The 18,842-nt window shown below is 65.5% G+C and carries 17 protein-coding genes; 11 read left to right on the plus strand and 6 right to left on the minus strand.

Features of this window, described 5'->3' with window-relative positions:
• Window positions 1-11: 11 nt before the first annotated feature.
• The 6 genes from CSW62_RS25755 (at window position 12) to CSW62_RS25780 (ending at window position 7,037) form a co-directional block, all read left to right on the plus strand.
• Window positions 12-1,613: a carboxyl transferase domain-containing protein gene (locus tag CSW62_RS25755; protein WP_199170763.1), complete on the plus strand. Its 1,602-nt coding sequence runs from the start codon at window positions 12-14 to the stop codon at window positions 1,611-1,613.
• 5 nt (window positions 1,614-1,618) lie between these two features.
• Window positions 1,619-3,484: a biotin carboxylase N-terminal domain-containing protein gene (locus CSW62_RS25760; RefSeq protein WP_099582584.1), complete on the plus strand. Its 1,866-nt coding sequence runs from the start codon at window positions 1,619-1,621 to the stop codon at window positions 3,482-3,484.
• Window positions 3,484-3,933: a MaoC family dehydratase gene (locus CSW62_RS25765; RefSeq protein ID WP_099504281.1), complete on the plus strand. Its 450-nt coding sequence runs from the start codon at window positions 3,484-3,486 to the stop codon at window positions 3,931-3,933. The genes CSW62_RS25760 and CSW62_RS25765 overlap by 1 nt, the downstream gene beginning before the upstream one ends.
• On the plus strand, window positions 3,930-4,760 hold the full coding sequence (locus CSW62_RS25770; RefSeq protein ID WP_099504283.1) for a CoA ester lyase: 831 nt from the start codon (window positions 3,930-3,932) through the stop codon (window positions 4,758-4,760). Before CSW62_RS25765 ends, CSW62_RS25770 begins: the two co-directional genes overlap by 4 nt.
• A gap of 121 nt (window positions 4,761-4,881) precedes the next feature.
• Window positions 4,882-6,090, plus strand: coding sequence for an NAD(P)/FAD-dependent oxidoreductase (locus CSW62_RS25775; RefSeq protein ID WP_099582585.1), 1,209 nt, complete (start codon window positions 4,882-4,884; stop codon window positions 6,088-6,090).
• Window positions 6,091-6,197: 107 nt separating this feature from the next.
• Window positions 6,198-7,037 (plus strand): NAD(P)H-binding protein, encoded by an 840-nt coding sequence (locus tag CSW62_RS25780; RefSeq protein ID WP_099582586.1) that lies wholly within the window; start codon window positions 6,198-6,200, stop codon window positions 7,035-7,037.
• A gap of 29 nt (window positions 7,038-7,066) precedes the next feature.
• On the opposite strand, the gene CSW62_RS25785 is transcribed toward CSW62_RS25780, so the two are convergent.
• Window positions 7,067-7,528: a hotdog domain-containing protein gene (locus CSW62_RS25785; protein WP_199170755.1), complete on the minus strand. Its 462-nt coding sequence runs from the start codon at window positions 7,526-7,528 to the stop codon at window positions 7,067-7,069.
• Window positions 7,529-7,665: 137 nt separating this feature from the next.
• Here CSW62_RS25785 and CSW62_RS25790 point away from each other — a divergent pair, with 137 nt between their 5' ends.
• On the plus strand, window positions 7,666-8,514 hold the full coding sequence (locus CSW62_RS25790; RefSeq protein WP_233206826.1) for an IclR family transcriptional regulator: 849 nt from the start codon (window positions 7,666-7,668) through the stop codon (window positions 8,512-8,514).
• A gap of 11 nt (window positions 8,515-8,525) precedes the next feature.
• Here CSW62_RS25790 and CSW62_RS25795 read toward each other — a convergent pair whose 3' ends face one another.
• Window positions 8,526-8,939 (minus strand): VOC family protein, encoded by a 414-nt coding sequence (locus tag CSW62_RS25795; protein ID WP_062099329.1) that lies wholly within the window; start codon window positions 8,937-8,939, stop codon window positions 8,526-8,528.
• 171 nt (window positions 8,940-9,110) lie between these two features.
• Here CSW62_RS25795 and CSW62_RS25800 point away from each other — a divergent pair, with 171 nt between their 5' ends.
• On the plus strand, window positions 9,111-10,445 hold the full coding sequence (locus CSW62_RS25800; protein ID WP_062099327.1) for an amidohydrolase family protein: 1,335 nt from the start codon (window positions 9,111-9,113) through the stop codon (window positions 10,443-10,445).
• Between the two features lie 53 nt (window positions 10,446-10,498).
• Here the strand turns inward: CSW62_RS25800 and CSW62_RS25805 are convergent, their stop codons facing one another.
• From CSW62_RS25805 to CSW62_RS25815, 3 genes are read right to left on the minus strand one after another with little or no spacing between them, the layout of a single operon-like run.
• Window positions 10,499-11,563: a phosphotransferase family protein gene (locus CSW62_RS25805; protein ID WP_099582588.1), complete on the minus strand. Its 1,065-nt coding sequence runs from the start codon at window positions 11,561-11,563 to the stop codon at window positions 10,499-10,501.
• A complete protein-coding gene (locus CSW62_RS25810) occupies window positions 11,560-12,858 on the minus strand; it encodes an acyl-CoA dehydrogenase family protein (protein ID WP_099582589.1) in 1,299 nt (432 codons plus the stop codon). The genes CSW62_RS25805 and CSW62_RS25810 overlap by 4 nt, the downstream gene beginning before the upstream one ends.
• A 26-nt stretch (window positions 12,859-12,884) precedes the next feature.
• Window positions 12,885-13,616, minus strand: coding sequence for an SDR family NAD(P)-dependent oxidoreductase (locus CSW62_RS25815; protein ID WP_099582590.1), 732 nt, complete (start codon window positions 13,614-13,616; stop codon window positions 12,885-12,887).
• Window positions 13,617-13,683: 67 nt separating this feature from the next.
• On the opposite strand from CSW62_RS25815, the gene CSW62_RS25820 reads away from it, so the two are divergent.
• The 3 genes from CSW62_RS25820 to CSW62_RS25830 all read left to right on the plus strand — a co-directional run bounded on the left by CSW62_RS25820 (window position 13,684) and on the right by CSW62_RS25830 (window position 18,056).
• Window positions 13,684-14,304 (plus strand): TetR/AcrR family transcriptional regulator, encoded by a 621-nt coding sequence (locus CSW62_RS25820; protein ID WP_158235513.1) that lies wholly within the window; start codon window positions 13,684-13,686, stop codon window positions 14,302-14,304.
• Window positions 14,305-14,500: 196 nt separating this feature from the next.
• A complete protein-coding gene (locus CSW62_RS25825) occupies window positions 14,501-16,960 on the plus strand; it encodes a TonB-dependent receptor (RefSeq protein WP_099582592.1) in 2,460 nt (819 codons plus the stop codon).
• Window positions 16,961-17,072: 112 nt separating this feature from the next.
• Window positions 17,073-18,056: a fumarylacetoacetate hydrolase family protein gene (locus tag CSW62_RS25830; RefSeq protein WP_062099374.1), complete on the plus strand. Its 984-nt coding sequence runs from the start codon at window positions 17,073-17,075 to the stop codon at window positions 18,054-18,056.
• Here the strand turns inward: CSW62_RS25830 and CSW62_RS25835 are convergent.
• Entirely contained in the window at window positions 18,053-18,832 is a 780-nt protein-coding gene (locus CSW62_RS25835; RefSeq protein WP_062099318.1) for an SDR family oxidoreductase, read from the minus strand. The genes CSW62_RS25830 and CSW62_RS25835 overlap by 4 nt on opposite strands.
• Window positions 18,833-18,842 lie beyond the last annotated feature (10 nt).

Genomic DNA, 18,842 nt, shown 5'->3' on the forward strand with positions numbered 1-18,842 from the left:
GCGCGCCGGTCCTGACATCGTCGCTCTCGCCCCAGAGCGACACGTTCTTGGCCAATGCGCGCCATAACCGCGCTCTGGTCGACGCCCTCCGCGCCGCTGTCGGCAAGGCAAGCCTGGGCGGAGACGCGCGCGCTCGAGAGCGCCATGTCTCTCGCGGCAAGCTGCTGCCGCGCGACCGCGTCGATCGGCTCCTGGACCCCGGGTCGCCTTTCCTGGAGATCGGCCAGTTGGCCGCCAACGGCATGTACGCGACCGCCGCGGACGCCGAAGGCGCGCCAGGCGCTGGGATGATCTGCGGCATTGGCCGAGTGGCGGGGCGCCAGGTGATGATCGTCTGCAATGACCCGACCGTGAAGGGCGGCGCCTATTTTCCGATGACGGTGAAGAAGCACCTGCGCGCCCAGGAGATCGCCGAGCAGAACTATCTGCCCTGCGTCTATCTGGTCGACAGCGGCGGCGCCAACCTGCCCCATCAGGCCGAAGTGTTCCCCGACCGCGAGCACTTTGGCCGCATCTTCTTCAACCAGGCGAACATGTCCGCCAAGGGCATCCCGCAGATCGCCTGTGTCATGGGCTCCTGCACCGCCGGCGGCGCCTATGTCCCAGCGATGAGCGACGAAACGGTCATCGTCCGTAACCAGGGCACCATCTTTCTCGCCGGGCCGCCGCTGGTGAAGGCGGCCACGGGCGAGGTCATCTCGGCCGAGGATTTGGGCGGGGCCGACACCCACGGGCGCAAATCCGGCGTCGTCGATCATGTCGCCGACAATGACGAGCACGCCCTGACCATCGTTCGCGACATCGTCTCGACCCTGCCGCCGCAGGCCACGCCGCCGATCAACCTTTCGGCCGTACAGCCGCCGAAATACGCGGCCGAGGAGCTTTATGGCGTGACGCCGCAGGATGTGCGCGCCCCCTACGATGTGCGCGAGGTGATCGCCCGGATCGTCGACGGCTCGGCGTTCCATGAGTTCAAGGCGCTGTACGGCGCGAGCCTGGTCTGCGGCTTCGCCCACATCTGGGGCCTGCCCGTGGCGATCCTGGCCAACAACGGCGTCCTGTTCTCCGAAAGCGCCCAGAAGGGCGCGCACTTCATCGAGCTGGCCTGTCAGCGCAAAGTCCCGCTGTTGTTCCTGCAGAACATCTCGGGCTTCATGGTCGGCGGCAAGTACGAAGCCGAGGGCATTGCCAAGCATGGCGCCAAGCTGGTCACGGCCGTGGCCACGGCCAGCGTGCCGAAGATCACCGTCCTGATCGGGGGCTCGTTCGGCGCTGGCAATTACGGCATGTGCGGTCGGGCCTACAGTCCGCGTTTCCTGTTCACCTGGCCCAATTCGCGGATTTCGGTGATGGGCGGCGAACAGGCCGCCAGCGTGCTGGCCACCGTCCACCGCGACGCGGCCAAGTGGACGCCCGAGGAGGCCGAGGCCTTCAAGGCGCCGATCCGTCAAAAGTACGAAGACGAGGGCAACCCCTACTACGCGACCGCCCGGCTGTGGGACGACGGCATCATCGACCCGGCTCAAACGCGCGACGTGCTGGGGCTGGCCTTGGCCGCCACGCTGAACGCGCCCCTGCCCGAACGCCCCGCGTTCGGTGTGTTCCGGATGTGACGTCCATGATCGAGTCCCTGCTTATCGCCAATCGCGGCGAGATCGCCTGTCGCATCATCCGGACGGCCCGGGCGTTGGGCGTGCGCACCATCGCGGTCTATTCCGACGCTGACGGCGCGGCCCTGCATGTCCGGCTCGCCGACGAGGCCGTGCATATCGGCCCGTCGCCGGCTCGAGAATCCTATCTGCTTGGCGAGCGCATCATCGCCGCCGCCAAAGCGACCGGGGCCCAGGCCATTCACCCAGGCTATGGCTTCCTGTCTGAGAACGCCGACTTCGCCGATGCGGTGCAGGCCGCTGGCCTGATATGGGTCGGCGCGCCCGCGTCTTCGATCCGGGCCATGGGTCTCAAGGATTCGGCCAAGGCGTTGATGCTCGCCGCTGGCGTGCCCGTGACCCCCGGCTACATGGGCGACAACCAAGATCCCGACCACCTCAGAGCACAGGCCGACGCCATCGGCTATCCGGTCCTGATCAAGGCCGTCGCGGGCGGCGGCGGCAAGGGTATGCGCAAGGTCGAGGCCTCCGCCGAGTTCCTCGATATGCTCGCCTCATGCAAGCGGGAGGCGACCGCGTCGTTCGGTGATGATCGGGTCCTGATCGAGAAGTACATCCTGTCGCCGCGGCACATCGAGGTACAGGTCTTTGGCGACACTCACGGCGACGTCGTGCACCTGTTCGAACGCGACTGCTCCTTGCAGCGACGCCATCAGAAGGTGATCGAGGAAGCGCCTGCGCCGGGCATGACGGCCGATGTACGCCAAGCCGTCTGCGCGGCGGCGGTAAAGGCGGCCAAGGCCGTCGACTACGTTGGGGCCGGCACGATCGAGTTCATCGCCGACGCCTCGGACGGCCTGCGGTCCGACCGCATCTGGTTCATGGAAATGAACACACGGCTGCAAGTCGAGCATCCGGTGACCGAAGCGATCACGGGTCAGGACTTGGTCGAGTGGCAACTGCGGGTCGCCTCGGGCGAGCGCCTTCCCAAGCGCCAGGACGAACTGCAGATCACCGGCTGGTCCATGGAGGCGCGCCTCTACGCCGAGAACCCGACCGCCGGCTTCCTGCCTTCCACGGGGCCGCTGACAAGGCTGCGGCTGCCCGGCGATATCCGCATCGACACGGGGGTTCACGAAGGCGGTGAAGTCACGCCGTTCTACGATCCAATGATCGCCAAGCTGATCGTCCATGCGCCGACGCGCCAGGCGGCGGCCGCCAAGCTCGCCGCCGCCGCCGGTCAGGTTCAAGTCTGGCCCGTCCGTACGAACGCCGCCTTCCTGGCGCGGGCGGCGGCCGATGACGACTTCGTGGCCGGCAGAGTCGATACGGGCTTCATCGAGCGCGGCCTGTCCGCCCTGGTTCCAGCCGCCGAACCCTCCGCAGCGATCCAGGCGGAAGCCGCCTCGGCGCTCCTTTCGGCGCCCATGGGCCGCCCTTGGATTGACCTGACCGGCTTTCGAGCCAATGGGCCAGCTCAGCGCCGCGTCGCGGTCGACGTGGCGGGCTCTATTCAGCTTGCCGAGCCTGCGCCGGAGGCCAGAGGCCAGGTTACGTCGATCGATGGGCGCGACGTCCTGTTCCTCGACGGCGAAGCCTGGTCCATCGGTCCAGGCCGCGTGGACGGCGTCGGCGACGGCCGCGCGTCAGACGGCGCGATCCTCAGCCCCATGCCTGGGAGGGTGATCGCGGTTGATGTCGAAGCGGGGCAGACGGTGTTGCGTGGCCAGAAGCTTCTGACGCTGGAGGCCATGAAAATGGAACACGGCATGATCGCGCCTTTCGATGGCGTCGTTCGCACGCTGGTGGTCAAGGCCGGCGACCAGGTCGGGGAGGGGGCGCTGCTGGCGCGCATCGAGACGGGGGCGGACTGATGGCTGGGCGCCACTTCGAGGACTGGACCATCGGCGACCGCATGGCGCATGACATCCGCCGCACCGTGACCGAGACGGACAACCTCCTGTTTTCGGTCATGACCCACAATCCGCAACCGTTGCATCTGGACGCCGAGGCGGCCAGGGCGAGCGAATTTGGCCGTATCCTCGTCAACGGCACCTTCACCTTCGCCCTGATGGTCGGCCTTTCTGTGGGCGACACGACGCTGGGGACGCTTGTCGCCAACCTCGGATACGACACGCTGGTCATGCCCGCGCCGGTGTTCATCGGCGACACCCTGCGCGCCGAGACGGAGGTCGTGGGGCTCAAGGACAGTCGATCGCGACCCCTCGCCGGTCTGGTGACCTTCGCGCACAAGCTGCTGAACCAGCGTGACGAGGTTGTTTGTTCGTGCCAGCGCACGGCTCTCGTGGCTCGACGCCCATGAAATTGCGATCACTCCTATTCGTCCCCGGCGACCGGCCGGAGCGCTTCGACAAAGCCGCCGCCTCCGGCGCCGATGCGATCATCCTTGATCTTGAGGACGCCGTGGCGCCGGCGCGAAAGGCCTTCGCCCGGCAGGCGGTCGCCGACTATTTGGCCGCGGCCGTCGGTGGTGTCGTTCACTTAGTCCGCATCAATCCGGTGGACAGCCCATGGCTCCGAGCCGACCTGCAAACCGCGGCGGCAAGCCAGGGACTGGTCCTGCCCAAGGCCGAAGGCGTTGAGACCTTTGACCGCCTGGATGCGGCCGCAAAGGATCTGTCGCTGCCGCCGATCCTGCCGATCGCGACGGAAACCCCTTTGGCCGTGTTCCGAATGGCCGAGTACGTCCGCTTCGCCGATCGTCTGCTCGGGCTGACCTGGGGGGCCGAGGACCTGCCCGCCGCCATAGGGGCTGCTGGAAGCCGCGACGCCGCGGGGCTGCTCACCGCGCCCTACCAATTGGTCCGCACGCTCAGCTTGTTCGCCGCCCACGCCGCCAAAACCCTGGCGATCGAAACGGTCTATCCAAATATCCGCGATCTGGACGGCCTGGCCGCCTACGCCGCAAGGGGCGCTTTCGATGGCTTCTCGGGCATGATGGCGATCCATCCGTCTCAGGTCGAAGCCATAAACCTGGCGTTCACGCCGACCGCCGAGGCGCTTGATCAAGCCCGATCGGTTGTCGCGGCTTTTGCCGAGACGCCTGGCGCCGGCGCGGTGCAATGGAACGGACGCATGTTGGATGCGCCTCATCTCAAACAGGCCCTACGTCTTCTTGGCGAGGCGTGAGGATGGGTCCAGATAGGCGTCTCGGAACATCAGCAGGCGCCGTGCCGGTCGGGACGCCGAAGACGCCGCGGGCGCTTGCGTCCGCCGGCGCGATGGCGGCGCAAACTATGAAAGGCGAGTCATGAGCACGGTTATCATCGGGGCGGGTCATGCGGGAGGCGCCGCCGCCGCCGTTCTTCGACAGCTCGGCCATGACCAGCCCATCATTCTGATCGGTGAGGAGCCTCACCCGCCCTATCAGCGCCCGCCGCTTTCGAAAGGGTGGCTTAAGGGCGAGGTTGGCGAGGATGGTCTGCTGCTTCGGCCCCGCGCGTGGTACGCCGAAAATCAAGTCGAGCTGCGAACCTCGACCCGCGTGGTGAACATCGATCGCCAGGCGCGACAGCTGACGATGTCGACCGACGACACCCTCTCCTACGACACTTTGATCCTGGCGACGGGCTCGCGGGCGCGAAAGCTGGTGTTGCCCGGCAGCGATCTGAAGGGCTTCCTAGAACTGCGCACGATCGAGGACGCCGAAGCCATCAAGGCCTGGTTCCGTCCGGGCTTTCGGCTTGCGATCATCGGCGGCGGCTATGTCGGCCTGGAGGTCGCGGCCTCAGCGCGCCAGCTGGGCGCCGAGGTCGACGTGCTCGAGCGTGAAGACCGCCTTTTGGCCCGGGTCGCGGGGCCAGTGATGTCGTCGTTCTTTCGCGACGTTCACGAGCAGAATGGCGTCCGTTTTCACTTTGGCGTTGCGGTCGAAGGATACGAGGGGCTGGATGGGCACGTGTCGGGGGTGAGGCTTTCAGGTCGGCCGCCGCTCCATTGCGATGCGGTGTTGGTTGGCGTCGGCGCCGTTCCAAACGATGACTTGGCGGTGGCTGCGGGCTTGGCGTGTGATGATGGCGTGATCGTGGATGGCCGAGCGCGGACCTCGGATTCGCGCGTCTTCGCCATCGGTGACGTGACGCGTCGGCCCATGACGTTCTACGACAGGACCTTGCGTCTGGAGAGCGTGCCCAATGCGCTGGAACAGGCGCGCCAAGCCGCCGCCGCCATCGTCGGCGCGCCCGAGCCAAAGCCCGAGACGCCGTGGTTCTGGTCCGATCAATACGACATCAAGCTGCAGATCGGCGGCATGCCGTTCGACGTCGACGCGGTAGTTTTGCGCGGCGATCCGGCGGCGCGCAAGTTCTCGCTGTTTCACCTCTCCAAGGGTCGTGTCCAGGCGGTGGAGGCGATCAACAGCCCGCCGGAATTCATGGTCGGGCGCCAATGGCTGGCGTCGCGTCGCGAGGTGGATCCCGCTCGCCTGGCTGACGTCTCGATCCCAATCAAAGAAGTCTAGCGCCACCCGCGCCCGGCGCTTGAAAGCTCGGCTTCGGCCGGAATAGAATTCTTATATTAGAATCGAATTCTCGCATCGGCGTCGCGATGCGTGGGGAGAGCCATCACATGAAGATCGGGATCAGCGGCGCGGGCGGCAAGCTCGGGGCCGGCGTCGTGGATGAGCTTCTGCGCCGCGGCGGCCATGACGTCGTGGGCATATCGCGCACGCCGTCGAACCTCTCCGCGCCCGAAACGCGGTTCGGCGACTATGATCAGCCGGAAAGCCTTACAGCCGCCTATGCCGGCCTTGACCGTCTGCTGATCATTCCAACGACAGCGCTCGCGCCTGGCCAACGCGCCAGGCAGAATATCGCGGCGATCGACGCGGCGAACCGAGCCGGTGTCGCGCATATCGCCTTCATGTCCTCGTCCGGCGCGAGGGCCAGGCCCGAGCCGGACGTCTGGGCTTCGTACTTCGCCACCGAGCAGCATCTGATGCGCACCGCGGCGCGCTGGAGCGTTCTGCGAATGAACTACTATATCGAATCCTTCGCGGACGAGGCGCGGCGCGCGTTCGACCAGGGCGCCCTCGTCGGGCTTGGTGAAAGTAGGGTCGCCTTTGTCTCGCGCGCGGACCTTGCCGCCGCCGCGGCCGGACTCCTGGCAGGGGCCGGACACGAGGGCGCCATCTACACCGGGACCGGCCCGCGGACATGGTCGGTCGCCGAGCGTCTGGACCTGATCGTCAGGCTCAGCGGAAGGCCGTTGGCCTCAACAGTGCTGACCCCCGAGGCGTTGCGCGCCGGCCTGAGCCAGAGCGGTCTTCCGCCGCATGTTGTCGAGGTCGCGCTGTCCATTCGGCAAGGCTTCGTCGATGGCGGTTTCGACATTGTCACCGGCGATATCGAAAGACTTGCTGGGCGTCCGCCGCAAGCCATGGAAGACGCCCTCCGCGACGCCTTCTAGGGCGCCGATCGCCTTCGATCGACAAACCGTCAGGGCGGGTCGGGACGATCCGCGGACATCTGAGCGCGATGCCGCTCGAAGTGATCCGGTCGCCTCTCGACCCAGACCCCTTCGGCCGTGGCCCGATCTTGGTGCTCGTCCTCGAGGCGCAACGCGCCCGCCATGGTGATACGCCGTCCCTCACGCGACAGGACCCGCGTCCTTAGGACGAGCGGCCGCGCAACCGGGACGGGCATGAGGAAGCTGACCGAGAGCGTGGCGGTCACACTCTTGACGCCGCGATGGGTCAGAAAACGGCCCAGGACATCGTCGAAAACGCCGGCGATCCAGCCGCCGTGCGCAACTTCCGGACCGCCGTCGAAATCGGCGGGACATTGTACGAATGCCACGCCCTCTTCGGGAGACGTGGCGTTAAATAGGTCGGCCCCGAACCGGCAGCTTCTGTCCCCGACCCGGCAGCCCCTGCAGAGCGCGATGCGTTCATCAACCAAGGCTTACCCTTCCAAAGGTTTTCGGATCGCGCTATGCGAAACGTCATTTGAATATCAGAATGTATGGAAGCGTCCCGCCGCAGCGCTGATGTTTCGCTTTCAGTATGATTCTGATAGTGAATTGCTTGAATTTGGCGGTGTTCGTCGAAGATGGAGTGCGCATGGCGCGATCAGCAGTGGGCACGGTCTCCCGCGACGATGGGGAGAGCCTTGACGGAGGGGGGAGCGACCTTTCCGAAAAGACGGTGATCGTCAAACCCGCGGCCAATGCGATCCGTATCCTGAAATTCCTGGTCGAATCGGGCGGGCCGACACGGTCGGTGACCATCTCGCGGAGCCTTGGGCTCAACGCCAGCACCTGCTTCAACATCCTTCGCACTCTGGTGCTGGAGGATGTCGTCGAGTTCGATCCGCTCACCAAGACCTATACCGTGGGCGTTGGTTTGACGACGCTGATGGGCAATCTGTTGACCGAGGGTCAACGTGTGGCGACCGCCACGCCGCAGATGCGCGACCTGGCCGATCGCTTCAACATCACCGTGACCCTGTGGAAGCGACTGGGGCCCGACAAGATCATTCTGGTCAAGAGCGTGCCGAGCCCGGCGAACGTTCGCATTGAAATGGCCGAAGGCCAGCGACTGCCTGTGCTCATGGCCTCGACGGGCCGGATCATGGCGCCGCACCTGGGCTGGACGCGAAAGGACCTGAAGACCGCGTTCAAGGCTCTGCGTTGGCAGACACCCCTGACCTTCGAGGACTACTGGGAACAGGTGGAGGCCGCCGAGAGGCGCGGCTGGGCCAGCGACCCGGGCTACTTCACCAAAGGCGTGCAGACCATCGCCGCGCCGGTGTTTGACCGAACCGGCGATGTGGCCTTCAGCATCGTTGGGGTGATGCTGCTCGGCCAGTATGAAGACGCCGCGCTCGAAGAGATTGGCACTGCCCTGCGCGACGCTGGCCGGCGCCTGACCAGCGCCCTGACCTGATCGCCGCGTCATCAACGATCGCCTAGGCCGGCTCTGGTCTTCCAGTCCGGCGGCGGGGCTTCATCGGCGGCGAAATCGAGCTCGACTTCGACGCCGTTCGGATCGAACAAAAACAGCTGCCAGAAGCTGAACGGGCGGGGCGTGCGGATCACCCGATAGGTTAGGCCCGCCGCGGCGATGCGCGCGGCGGCCGCCTGAAAGCCCTGCGCGAAGAAGGCCATGTGGTCCAATGCCCCTCGCCGCGGCTCGGGCATGCGCGTCGTCTCGACGATGTGCAAAAGCGGATGATCGCCGACATAGAGCCACGCTCCGCCGACGCCAAAATCGGGCCTTGGCCCCATCGTCAGCCCGAGCATGGCGTAGAAATCGAGAGTCTCGGTCAATCGGTCCGTCATGACGGTGAAGTGGTCCATGCGGACGATCATCGACTACCCCGCTTTTTTTGCCGCCATGCCGAGATGACGATGGCAGGTATTTTCTAGACACTTTTGCGGTTTTTGTTATAGAAAGAAATTCTGAATGGCGGTGGCGGTCCAAAAGCCCTGCCCGGTTGAGAGGCGGCGACAAGCCGCCCTTTTGGAAGCGAGGAAAGCCAGATGACAGTCGATGACATGATCCTTGTGAGCGTGGACGACCACGTCATCGAGCCGCCGAATGCCTTTACGCCACACTGGCCGCAGCACCTGAAAGGCCGCGAGCCGCACATCGAAGAGCGCGACGGTCGCGACGTCTGGATGTTCGAGGAAAAGGCCTCCGGCTACATGGGCCTCAATTCCGTCGTCGGCCGCCCGAAGGAAGAGTACGGCATGGAGCCGCTCAACTACGCGCAGATGCGCCGCGGCACGTGGGACATCAAGGCGCGCGTTGAGGATATGGACGCCAACGGCATCCTGGGTTCGATCTGCTTCCCGACGTTCCCGGGGTTCGCCGGCGCTCGGTTCCAAACCGCCTCGAAGCAGGATCCCGAGGTCGCCCTGGCGGCGATCCGGGCCTACAATGACTGGCACTTCTATGACTGGGCCGGCGCCGCGCCCGGCCGTTTCATCCCGCTTATGCTGACGCCGTTCTGGGACATGCAGGCGGCCGTCGCCGAAGTGGAGCGAATGGCGAAGCTGGGCGTCCACGCCCTGTCGTTCTCGGACAACCCGGCGCTTGCGGGCTGGCCCTCGCTGCATGACGCCTATTGGGATCCGCTCTGGAAGGCCTGCGCCGACAATCAGGTGGTTATCTGCTGCCACATCGGCACGGGCTCGGCGGCCGCGCACGCGTCGGACCTGTCGCCCATCGACGCCTGGATCACCTCGATGCCGATCTCGATCGCCAACTCGGCGGCCGACTGGATCTGGGCGCCGATGTGGAAGAAGTACCCCACGCTGAAGATGGCCCTTTCCGAAGGCGGCATCGGTTGGATTCCCTACCTGCTGGAACGCGCCGATTTCACCCACGGCCACCACAATGCCTGGACCAATTCGAATTTCGGCCCCGGCGTGATGCCCAGCGACATCTACAAGAAGCACATCATCAGCTGCTTCATCGAAGACAAGTTCGGTCTGGCCAACCTCGACTACATCGGCGAGGACATGGTCATGTACGAATGCGACTATCCGCACTCGGACTCGGTCTGGCCGCACTCGGCCGAGAAGCTGTGGAACGACGTTCAGCACCTGTCGCGTGAGACGATCGACAAGATCACCCACATCAATGCGATGCGCGAATTCTCCTATGACCCGTTCTCGGTGCTGAAGAAGGAAGATTGCACCGTCGGCGCCCTGAAGGCGGCGGCCGCGGCCGTCCCGGTTCATACTGATCCGCTGCTCGGCCTCGGGGGCGCTGCGCCCAAGCGGGAAGCCGGCAAGCCGGTGACCTCGGGCGACATCAACCGGATGTTCGCGAACGCTTCTGCGGAATCGACGGTCTCGGGCCGCCGCTAGACGGCCCGGCCGGAGATCAAGGCGCCCGCCGGAACAGCCACCGGCGGGCGTTCTTATGTCCGCTTTCCCTCGATCCAGCGCCCCGCGCGCCCGAGCAAGCGCACGGCGTTGCCATGCAGGCGTTGGCCGATATCCATCGGGGCCTTGCCGGCGCAGGCCCGCGCGTAGCTGCCTTCCAGGATCAAGGCCAGCTTGTAGCAAGCAAACACCCGGTACCAATTCAGGTTCGACAGATCCGAACCCGTCAGCCGGCCATAGACCTCAACCAGTTCCTCGGACTCCGGAAAGCCCTCCCACGGCTCGACGACGATCGTCGTCTGGCTCATGTCTCCGCCCGGACCCGGCCAGGTCGCCAGCAGCCAGCCGAGATCGACCAAGGGATCGCCGATCGTCGACAGCTCCCAGTCAATGATGGCTTCGATGACCGGCGCGTCCTGACGAAACAGCACGTTCTTGAGATGAAAGTCGCCATGCATCAGGCCGGGACGAAAGGTCCTGGGCCGATGGGCTTCCAACCAGTCGCCGATGGGGCCGACATCGGGCAGGCCGACGGCGCCGGGCCAGCCTGGGAACTCCGCGTAACTTTCAAGCTGCGTCAGCCAGCGACGCGCCTGGCGTTCAAGGAAGCCATCCGGCTTGCCAAAATCAGCAAGCCCGACCGCCGCATAGTCGATGAGCGCGACGCGGGACAGGCCGTCAACAACCGACAGGCCCATCGCGCGCCGCGCCGCGGGCGACCCGGCGTGCAGGGGCGGCATGCCCACCGCGGCGTTGAATCCCTCAAGCGGTTCCATCAAGTAGAACGCCGCCCCGAGCACCGAGGCGTCGTCGCACGCGGCGATCAGGCCGGCGTGAGGCACGCCCGATCCCCTGAGCGCCTTGAGCACGCGCGCCTCGCGCCGCATCGTATCGCTGCCGTCATGGCGCGGATTGGCGGGCGGACGGCGCAGGACGTAGCCGCGACCGCTTCGGTTGAAGCGTAGCAGGACATTCTGCGAGCCGCCGGTTAATTGAACGACGTCGACGATGGGGCCCGAACCCAAACCTTCGCCATCCATCCACGCGGACAGGGAGTCGAGGTCGACCAACTCGAGACCGTGGGGACGATCGATGGTCATGCGACCGCCGCCCTCAGACCCGCCTCGCCGCCGGTCAGGCCAAGCTTGCTCAGCGCCGCCTGACGACGCGCGGGCAGATGGTAATCCGGAAAGAGACCCGGCGAACGCTTTCGGCCTCGCAGGAGCTGCTTGGCCAGGGTCACCTTGTGAATGTCGGTCGGTCCGTCTGCCAAACCGACCTGGAACGAGTCCAGCACCATCGCCGCCAACGGCGTCTCGTTCGACAGTCCCAGACAGCCGTGGACATAGACCGCGCGCGCGGCGATGTCGTGGAGCACCTTGGGCATGGCCGCCTTGACCGCCGAAATGTCGCCACGCACCTTGTTGTAGTCCTGCTCGCGATCGATCTTCCAGGCCGTGCGTAGGACCAGCAGGCGAAATTGCTCGAGTTCGATCCAGCTGTCGGCGATCTTCTCCTGAACCAGTTGCTTGTCGGCCAGCAGCTCGTTGCGCGTGATGCGCGACAGGGCGCGATCGCACAGCATGTCGAACGCTTGGCGGGCTTTTCCGATCGTTCTCATGGCGTGGTGAATACGACCGCCGCCCAATCGAACCTGGGCCACGACAAAGCCGTCGCCGCGGCCGCCCAGCATATGATCGAGCGGAACGGCGACATCGGTGAAGCGCAAATAGGCATGGGCCGGATCGCGATCGCCGTAGCCGACATTGCGAACGATCTCGAGCCCGGGCGCGCCCTTGGGAATGATGAAGACCGAAAGGCGTCGATGGGGAGGAGCGTCGGGCTCGGTAACGGCCATGACCAGGAAGAAACTCGCGTAGCGGGCGTTGGTGGCGAACCATTTCTCGCCGTTGAGCACCCATTGATCGCCCTTCAGGACCGCGCGGGTCGAAAAGGTCGTCGGGTCGGCGCCGCCCTGCGGTTCTGTCATCGAAAAGCAGGAGACGATGTCATTGGCGAGCAGGGGCTGGAGATAGCGCGCCTTCTGTTCGGCGGTGCCGTAGACCGCGAGAATTTCGGCGTTGCCGGAATCGGGCGCCTGGCAGCCAAAGACGGTCGGCGCGAAGATCGAGCGCCCCAGAATCTCGTTCATCAAGGCCAGCTTGACCTGGCCATAGCCAGGCCCTCCCAGCTCAGGGCCAAGGTGACAGGCCCAGAGACCCCGCGCCTTGACCTGTTGCTGCAGCGGACGAACGAAACGTTGGTTCAGGGGGTTGTCGACGTCGAATGGGCTTTGCAAGACGAGGTCGAGCGGCTCGACCTCATCGCGGACAAAGGCGTCGATCCAGGCCAACTGCTCGGCAAAATCGGGGTCGGTTTCGAAGTCCCAGGCCATTGGCCGCCTCCGTTCATACTTGATTGTCAGGACAGGGTGCGGCCGCCATCGACGACGATCGTCTCGCCCACGATGTAGGAGGCCAGCGGAGACGCCAGGAACAGCGCCACGCCCGCGACCTCCTTGGGAAGGCCCAGGCGCTTGAGGGGAATGCCCCTTAGGCGTTCCTGGAGGCGGTCGGGGTCGGAGGTGGTGACCGCGGTCATCTTGGTGGCGATCAGGCCCGGCGCGATGCCGTTGACGCGAATGGCGCGTCCGGCCCAGGCGTCGCCCAGCGTCCGCGTCAAATGGATCGCGCCGGCCTTGGACGCCGAATAGGCCGGATTGCCGCGCGTGGCGCGCAGGCCGCCCACCGAACTGATGATGATCAGGCTTCCGGCCCGCGCCTCGAGCGCCGGCGCCAGCTTCTGGGCGCAGGCCATAAGGCTGGTCAGGTTAACTTCCACCACGTGGCGGAAGGTGTCGGCCTCGAACTCCTTGCGCCGGTACTCCACCGCCCCTTGGGACAGGATCGCGACGTCAACAGCCTCAAAAGGCGCGGTCCATTGGTCGATCGCGCCGGGCGTGGCCAGATTCAGGCTGGAAAATTCAAACGGCTCCAGGGCCGAAGCGCCATCGCCATAGGCGGCCTTGTTCGCACGAGTGCCCGTTATGGCGACTGTCGCGCCGCGCCTGGCGAACTCTTGCGCGCAGGCCAGCCCGATCCCGCTCGATCCGCCAATGACGAGCACGCGCTTTTCGGTGAAGTCGAGATCCACGAGAGGCCTAAAACGATTGAATGAAACGGTTGATTTATTTTTCATGCCTGGGATAAACCGTCAATCCATGAAAGCCGACATCGCCAGGGACGCGATCAAGCGGGCCGCTCAGAGCCTATTCGCCGCGCGGGGCGTGGACGCTGTCTCCGTGCGCGAAATCCTGACGGCGGCCGGCCATCGCAACGGCGCGTCGCTGCATTACTATTTCGGGTCCAAAGACGACTTGGTTGAGCAGCTGGTCATCGACGGCGCGCGTCTGATCGATGAGCGCCGCAACGCCCGGCTCGATGCGCTGGAAGCCGATGGCGGGCCTCATGCGCTGCGAGACGTGATGGAGGTGCTGATCCTGCCGTCCACCGACCTCGGCGAGGGCGGAGGGGAGGGGGACTACCTGCGGTTCATCAGCACTTTCAGCCTGCAAAACCGAGTGGCTTTCGACGCCATCGTCGCTGATGGCTGGAACCGGGGCTATCAGCGGTGCCTGGATCATATCCGGCGGCTTTCCGCCTTGCCGCAGGAGATGCTCGAGCGCCGGCTGGTGTTCCTGAGCTTGGGGCTGCGCGCGATCATGACGGCGCGAGAAGCGGCGCTGGCCGCGCATCCCAATCATGCGTTCTGGGGCGCTGCTACGCTGGAGGATCTGGTCGAGACGCTCGTGGGCATGGTTACGCCCGAGCCCGGCGTCTAGGTGCGCGCGGTGCGCCGCATGGACTCGAAATGAGTCTTCCCGTTTAGAACTCAGAATGAAATTCGTGTATCAGATTTTTTCTTGCGATGTCTCCCGCCTCTGACTAGCATCGCGGCAGATCGCCCGATCGGGCAGATCCAATGGCTCCAACGGATTTCGCCACAGATGCGAAGACGAGAGCGGGGGAGAGATCTGAATGACCAATGCGAGAGCGAGCGTATCGCGCGGAGTCCTGGCCTGGGCCTTGGCGTCCATGTTGTCGGCCCCAGCCCTTGCCCAGGTTCAGGCGCAGGCTCCGGCGACCGAGGAGTCCGCCACCGGTCTCGACAGTATTGTCGTCACCGCCCGCCGTCGCGACGAGGCGCCGATCTCGGTGCCGGTCTCGGTGACAGTCCTGGGCGCGGCGCAGCTCAAAGCTCTCGCTGTTGACAGTCTGCAGGACCTGCGCGCGGTGACGCCCGGCATCACCGTAGGGGAGGTGTCGGGGGGCGTCGGCGGAACGGTGGCGTTGCGCGGTGTCGGCACGACGGCGGGATCAAACCCGACCTTCGAGCAGACGGTGGCGGTCAATGTCGACGGCATCCAGCTCTCGCGCGGCGGGGCGGTGCGCATTGGCCAGATCGACATGGAGAAGATCGAGGTTCTTCGGGGACCGCAGGCGCTGTTCTTCGGCAAGAACAGCCCGGCCGGCGTCATCTCGATCACCACGGCCGACCCGACCTCGACGTTGGACGCCGAGGTGCGCGGCGGCTATGAGTTCAACGCTCGGGAGCGTCAGCTTGAGGCGATGATCTCTGGACCGTTGACCAGCACGCTCGGCGCGCGCTTGGTCGTCTACGGCGCGGATATGGACGGCTGGCGCACCAATATTGCCGACAGCGCCGCCACCGCTGCGAACGCGATCCGGTCGGGCTCGGTGACCGGCTCGACGAACCGAGGACCGCAGCAAAAATTCTTCTTCACGCGCGCCACCCTGAAGTGGCGGCCGACCGAGGCCTTCGACGCGCGGCTCAAGCTCAGCTACGCCGACAACAAGGGGATCGGCTACAATCAAGCGGGCGGGTTCCAGCGGATCTACTGCCCCAATGGCGCGCCCCAACTGGCGCCGCAGGCCACGGCCCTGAATGGCGGCGCGGCCAACCCGGCCTTGGCCGCAGCGTTGTCGGTCGACAACTGCCGCGCCGACGCGACCTACGCCAATGGCAACATCAACCCGGCCTTTCTGGTCGGCTCGCCCGAAGGGTTCACGGATCCGGACGGCGCTGGCGACTACAGCCAGCAACTCTATTCGTTGGAAATGAACTATCGGCCGAGCGATCGGGTAACCCTGACATCCGTCACCGGCTGGGCCAAGAACAAGGATTTCCGCGCCGACACCTACGCTGTCGCGCCTTCCGACGCGGTGGCGGCCAACGACTTCACCGGCAATACCGGCTACACTCAGTTCACCCAGGAGGCGCGTCTGGCCACGGACCTGTCCGGGCCGGTCAACTTCCTGGTCGGAGCCTTCTACGAGGACTCCGATCTGCAGACCTACACCCGCAACGTGCTGGCGGGCGCGCCGCTCTTCCTGCACGACATCGACGGCAAGACCCGATCGGTGTTCGGCCAGGCGATCTGGGACATCACGGGCAAGCTTGAGCTGGCCGGCGGTCTGCGCTGGAGCAAGGAGACCAAGGATTTCGCGGTGACCCGGGACGGGGCGCCGCAGCCGGTGTCGCCCGCCTCGGCGGATTTCAAGAACACCTCGCCCGAAGTGACCTTGACCTGGCGGCCGACCACACGGCTCACCCTCTACGGGGCCTACAAGCAGGGCTTCAAGTCGGGCGGCTTCGCTGCGGCCACCAATACCGGCGCCGCCTTCACGACGCCGCTGAACGCGCTCTATCTGCCGGAATCGGCCGAAGGGGTCGAAGGCGGCGTTAAGGCGCTTCTGTTTGACGGGGCGTTGCGCGTCAACACCGCCGCATACGACTACGACTATACCAACCTGCAGGTGAACTCCCTCGACAACTCTAGCGGCGTGCCGGTGATCCGCGTAAACAACGCCGGTGCGGCGACCGTAAAGGGTGTGGAGAGCGACTTCACCTGGAGGCCGGCAGGCGCGCCGGGTCTGACGATCCGCGGCGCGGCCAACTACAACGACGCCAAGTACACTGACTTCCTGGCGACCTGCTACATCGGCCAGACCATCGCCGAAGGGTGCAACCTGCTGATCAACCCGACCACTGGGCGCTACACAGGCCAACAATTGGCGGGCCAGCGCATGGTGAACGCGCCCAAGTGGACCGGGTCGTTGGGCGCGGCCTACACCGGCCAGAGCGGTTTCAAGGGAATCGAATGGGGCATGAACGTCGACGGCCTCTACAAGTCCCAATACAATCCTCATCCTGAACTTCATCCTGGCGCCCTGCAGGATGGGGTGGTCTTCCTGAACGCTGGCGTTCGCGTGTTCCGCAGCGACCATCGGTGGGAGCTGGCGCTGGTGGGGCGCAACTTGACGGAAAAATATCGGGTCGACGTCGCTTCCAACGTGCCCCAGACCGGGATCTCTACCCGAACGGGGTCGGCCCTGACCGGGGGGCTCGCCGACCTGAGCGGCAACGTCAATCGCGGTCGCGAGATCATGCTGCAACTGACCGTCCGACCGTTCTGAAAGGACTGGCCGCGCCGTCCCGCGGCAGGAGAACACGCCGCGGTTCGGCTTGCAGGCCGGACCGCGCAGGCGTCTAGAACCGGCCGAATGAGGCCAACGGAGGGTGAAGCCGATGCGTTTGGTCACATTTGAATCCCAGGGCCGTCGCCGGGCGGGGGCCTTCATCGAAGGCGATAGCCGGATCGTCGACTTGGCCGCCGCGCATCAGCAGCGGCATGGAGACCATGCGGCTGAACTGGCTGATATCCTGGCGTTGATCGAAGGGGGAGACGACGCGCTCGACAAGGCGATGGAAGCGGTCAAGTCCGCGCCGGAGACGGCGATCCTGGCCCGTGCGGACGTCAAGCTGAGGGCGCCCATCCAGCCACCGCCCCAAATGCGCGACTGCAGTTGCTTTGAGCTGCACCTGCGCCAATGCTATTCGGCCGCGCGCGAGATGCGGGCCAAGGCCAAGGGCGTCGAGGTGATCGCAGACACCGGGCCCTCGCCAGCCGAACAACGGATTCTCGACCTCTTCGCCAAACAGCCGATCTATTACAAGGCCAACCGCTTCTCGGTAGTCGGCTCCGAGGAGGCGGTGATCTGGCCCTCCTATTCGCGCAGTATGGATTTCGAGCTCGAGTATGGCTGCTACATCAAGAAGCTGGCCAAGGACGTTCCGGCGGAGAAGGCCGGCGACTACATCTTCGGTTACACGATCTACAACGATTTTAGCGCCCGCGACGCGCAATCCGTTGAAATGATCGGTCAGCTGGGGCCGGCCAAGGGCAAGGATTTCGACACCGGCAACGCGATGGGGCCCTGCCTGGTCACAGCCGACGAAATGCCCAACCCCTACGACCTGACCATGATCGCGCGGGTCAATGGCGAGGAATGGGGTCGGGGTAACACCAGTACGATGCATTGGAAGTTCGAGGATCTGATCGCCTATATCTCGCGGTCGGAGACGCTGTATCCGGGCGAGTTCCTGGGATCGGGCACGATCGGCAACGGCTGCGGCCTGGAGGCCCAGCGGTTCCTGAAGCCGGGCGACGAGGTCGAATTGGACGTCGAAGGGATCGGCGTGCTGCGCAATCGGATTGTCAGGCCCGCCTAGACCAGGCCGCCATAGGCCCCGCCGTCCAGTTGCAGGTTCTGGCCGGTGATATAGCCCGCGCGATCCGAGCACAGGAAGGCGCAGGCGTCACCCACCTCCGAGGGGCGCCCGAACCGGCCAGCGGGGATCGCGCCGATCATTTCGGCGCGGGCCGCGGCCTCGTCGACCTGGCGCGCGCGGGCCAGGGATCGGGTCATTTGCGCCAGTCGATCGGTCTCGATCTTTTCGGGTAGGATGCAGTTGACGGTGACGCCGTCGCTGGCGGCCTCGCCGGCGAGGGCCTTGCAGAACGCGGTCAGTCCCGCGCGGGGTCCGGTGGACAGGGCCATCGGGAATTTCGGGGTCTTGACCATGGCCGAGGTGATGGCGACCACGCGGCCAAACCCCCTCTGGCGCATGCCGCCGATCACCGCCTGGATCAACAGGATCGGCGAGATCATCTTGGCCGCGACGACATCGCTCCAGGCCGCCTCGGTCCAGTCCGCCAGTCGGCCAGGCTTGGGGCCGCCGCTGTTGCAGACCAGGATGTCGGGCTCGGGGCAGGCGATCAGCGCCGTCGTCCGTCCTTGCGCTGTGTCGATGTCGGCGAGGATCGTATGCGGCCGCCGCCCGGTCAGGGTCTCGATCTCGAGGGCCGCCGCCTCCAGGCGATCGGCGTCCCGGCCGTTGATCCACACCTCGACGCCTTCGACGCTCAACGAGATGGCGCAGGCCTTTCCAAGGCCCGACGACGAGGCGCAGACGAGCGCGCGCTTTCCGGCGATGCCAAGGTCCATGGGCGTGCTC

Origin of the sequence: Caulobacter sp. FWC2, assembly GCF_002742625.1 — a bacterium.
GTDB lineage: Bacteria > Pseudomonadota > Alphaproteobacteria > Caulobacterales > Caulobacteraceae > Caulobacter.

Excerpts from the sequence above, each read along its gene's own strand:
- CSW62_RS25795 (WP_062099329.1), bottom strand. The coding sequence starts at position 8,939 with ATGATCGTCCGCATGGACCACTTCACCGTCATGACGGACCGATTGACC.
- CSW62_RS25775 (WP_099582585.1), top strand. The coding sequence starts at position 4,882 with ATGAGCACGGTTATCATCGGGGCGGGTCATGCGGGAGGCGCCGCCGCC.
- CSW62_RS25830 (WP_062099374.1), top strand. The coding sequence starts at position 17,073 with ATGCGTTTGGTCACATTTGAATCCCAGGGCCGTCGCCGGGCGGGGGCC.
- CSW62_RS25800 (WP_062099327.1), top strand. The coding sequence starts at position 9,111 with ATGACAGTCGATGACATGATCCTTGTGAGCGTGGACGACCACGTCATC.
- CSW62_RS25760 (WP_099582584.1), top strand. The coding sequence starts at position 1,619 with ATGATCGAGTCCCTGCTTATCGCCAATCGCGGCGAGATCGCCTGTCGC.
- CSW62_RS25835 (WP_062099318.1), bottom strand. The coding sequence starts at position 18,832 with ATGGACCTTGGCATCGCCGGAAAGCGCGCGCTCGTCTGCGCCTCGTCG.
- CSW62_RS25820 (WP_158235513.1), top strand. The coding sequence starts at position 13,684 with ATGAAAGCCGACATCGCCAGGGACGCGATCAAGCGGGCCGCTCAGAGC.
- CSW62_RS25780 (WP_099582586.1), top strand. The coding sequence starts at position 6,198 with ATGAAGATCGGGATCAGCGGCGCGGGCGGCAAGCTCGGGGCCGGCGTC.
- CSW62_RS25825 (WP_099582592.1), top strand. The coding sequence starts at position 14,501 with ATGACCAATGCGAGAGCGAGCGTATCGCGCGGAGTCCTGGCCTGGGCC.
- CSW62_RS25770 (WP_099504283.1), top strand. The coding sequence starts at position 3,930 with ATGAAATTGCGATCACTCCTATTCGTCCCCGGCGACCGGCCGGAGCGC.
- CSW62_RS25805 (WP_099582588.1), bottom strand. The coding sequence starts at position 11,563 with ATGACCATCGATCGTCCCCACGGTCTCGAGTTGGTCGACCTCGACTCC.
- CSW62_RS25810 (WP_099582589.1), bottom strand. The coding sequence starts at position 12,858 with ATGGCCTGGGACTTCGAAACCGACCCCGATTTTGCCGAGCAGTTGGCC.
- CSW62_RS25765 (WP_099504281.1), top strand. The coding sequence starts at position 3,484 with ATGGCTGGGCGCCACTTCGAGGACTGGACCATCGGCGACCGCATGGCG.